This window comes from Streptomyces antimicrobicus (assembly GCF_020532625.1).
Classification (GTDB): Bacteria; Actinomycetota; Actinomycetes; order Streptomycetales; family Streptomycetaceae; genus Streptomyces; species Streptomyces antimicrobicus.
Genome location: NZ_JAJAUY010000261.1, coordinates 1 through 2,540, shown reverse-complemented (window position 1 = coordinate 2,540; position 2,540 = coordinate 1). Strand labels below are relative to the sequence as shown.

The 2,540-nt window shown below is 75.1% G+C and carries 2 protein-coding genes and 1 pseudogene; all 3 read right to left on the bottom strand.

Annotation, left to right across the window (positions count from 1 at the left end; all coding sequences use genetic code 11):
- Window positions 1-259: pseudogene (locus LG632_RS29950) on the bottom strand (FHA domain-containing protein); the annotation flags it as partial.
- A gap of 46 nt (window positions 260-305) precedes the next feature.
- Window positions 306-1,628 (bottom strand): vWA domain-containing protein, encoded by a 1,323-nt coding sequence (locus tag LG632_RS29945; protein WP_226731070.1) that lies wholly within the window; start codon window positions 1,626-1,628, stop codon window positions 306-308.
- A gap of 12 nt (window positions 1,629-1,640) precedes the next feature.
- Window positions 1,641-2,540, bottom strand: a 900-nt coding sequence (locus LG632_RS29940; protein ID WP_226731069.1) for a PP2C family protein-serine/threonine phosphatase, incomplete at its 5' end; no start/stop codon positions are given.

Sequence of the window (2,540 nt, the reverse complement as noted above, 5' to 3'; positions counted from 1 at the left end):
CCACCGGCGCGGACCCGGCCGCCGCCGGCCGGCCCTCGTAGGAGGTGGCCGAACGCGTCAGGAAGTTGTACCGGCACTCCTCGCAGAACGGCGCCATCGCCTCGCGCGGCGTCCGGCACTGCGGGCAGATCTCGGCCTGGGCGGTCGGCTCACCGCCGGCGGTGGGGAAGCCGTAACCGTAGTCAGGGGTCATGCGGTGGCCGCAGACCTCGCACCAGTCGTCGGAGACCGATTGGTGCCCGTTCGGGCAGGTCGGCATCGAGACCCTTCCCCCTTCTCCCTGCGTCACATCAGGTTGCGTCACATCAGGTTCGCTTCACCCGGACGGTCCGGATCGAGCGCGTCTCCAGCGCCATCTCGTCGGCGTCGGCGACGCTCGCCTTCAGCCGCACAGTACCCGCCGCGGCGTCCACCACATCCACCACCTTGGCGAGGAGTTTCGCGGTGTCCTCGTTGCCGGAGGCGCTCGCCAGCTGCACGGCGCGCCCCAGCTTGGCCGTGGCGTCACCGGTGTCCCCCCGTTTGCGGGCGTGCAGGCCCTGCTGGATGACCCGGGCGAGCTCCGCCTGCCCGGTGTAGTGGGCCACCTGGGGGTTGATCGCCGTGGAAGCGGCGACGTCGTCGGTCCACACCGCCCGGACCAGCCCGTGGCACAGCACCGTGGGCGCGGTGCCGGCGGGGTCGGGCAGCACCAGCGAGGCGCGGGCCGCCAGCATCTCCTGGCCGACGGTCCCGCCCGCGGGGACCCGGACGCACACGTGGTACTCGCGGGACTCGTCGCCCCAGGAGCCGGTCGGGTAGTCGCCGGCCCGCGGGCCGGCCTCCGTCCGCCGGTCCGTCAGGTCGAGCACGCTCGGGGCGACCTGCTTGACGTACCGGACCTCCGCGCCGACCGGGGTCCACAGGCGCAGGGCCACGTCCGCGACCTCCTTGCCCATGACGTGCTCCATCATGCGCGTGAAGTCCTCGGCCAGATGCGCCGGATCGGCGACGATGTCGGCCGTGCCGAGCAGGGCCCGGGCGATCCCGGTGACCTCCGCGACCTCCCAGTCGGTCCCCACGCCGCGCGCGTCGCACGTGAAACGGCCCGCGCAGGCCTCCAGCCGGGCGCGCAGCGCGGCGGGCTCCTCGTGCTCGTTGCGGCCGTCCGTCAGCAGGACGCCGTGCCGGACGGCCGCCGGGGACCGCATCAGCAGCGCGTCGGCCAGGCCCAGCCAGGTGCCGATGGCGGTACCGCCGCCGGCGGTCAGCAGGGCCAGCGCCTCCTTGGCCCGGGCCCGGGTGGTGGGGTCGGCCACCGCGAGCCGGCCGGCGCCCGGATAGACCTCCTTGGCCTGGTGGGTGCCCGCGACCACCGCGAAGGCGGTGCCGTCGCGCAGGGCGTCGATCGCCGCGGCCGTGGCCTCGCGGGCGCCGCGCATCTTGGCCGGCGGGTGGTCCATGGAACCCGAGCAGTCGACCATGATCACTACGGCGGTCGCCGCGGCGGACGTGGTGCGGGCGGTGGCGCCGCCGGTGGAGGTGACGGTGACGATGGCGTGGACGTCCCGGCCGCCGGCCGGGAGGAACTCGTTCTGGTACACCTCCACGGCGAAGCGCGGGGCGCTCGGCTTGGCGAAGTTCGCCATCGGCTCGACTCCTTACGCGGCGGGGCCCGTCGGTACGGCGAAGGGGACGACGGCCACGGTCACGTTGTCGTGGCCGCCGCCGTCGAGCGCGTGCCCGACCAGCACCTGGGCACTGTGCAGCGGGCGCTCGGCGGCGTCGGCCGGCAGGACGTGGGCCATCTCCTCGGCCGACTCGGCATAGTTCCACAGGCCGTCGGTGCAGACCACCACGACACCGGGGTGATCGGGCCGGAAGGTCTTGGTGTGCGGTTCGAGTTCGTACGCGTCCGCGCCGAGCCAGCCGGTGATGGCGTGCGCGCGCACGTCGGCGTACGCCTCGGCCTCGCCCATCAGCCCGGCCGCGACCATCTGGGCGGCCCAGGAGTCGTCCTCGGTGAGCCGGCGCGGCAGCGCGGCACGGTCGTCGGGCACCCAGTAGGCGCGGCTGTCGCCGACCCAGCCGATGGTCAGCAGGCCGCCGCTGACGACCGCGCCCACCAGGGTGCAGGCGGGGGCGTTCTGGGCGCCCGGCACCTCCGGGGCGAGGGCGTTGACGGCGTTCGCGGCGGCCAGGATCGCCTCGTGCATGGCCTCCTGGGGGTGCGTGCCGCGGGGGAGGGCCTCCAGCAGGTACTCGTTCGCGGCGGCGGCCGCGGCGGCGGAGGCGTCGTCGGGGCGGCTGGCCGAGGACACGCCGTCGCAGACGACGGCCACGGTCGCGGCGGAGCCGTCGGCGAGCGCGGTCGCGGACACGGCGAAGAAGTCCTCGTTGCGGTGGTGGCGCAGGCCCCGGTCGCTCACGGCGGCCACGCTGCCGAGCTCCTCCTCCAGGTGGTCGCGCTCGCGCGGCTGGGCGTGGCCGCAGTGCTCGCAGTAGCCGTCGCTGTCCACGCGTCCGGCCCGGCACGCCACGCACACCGTGCCGGAGCCGGC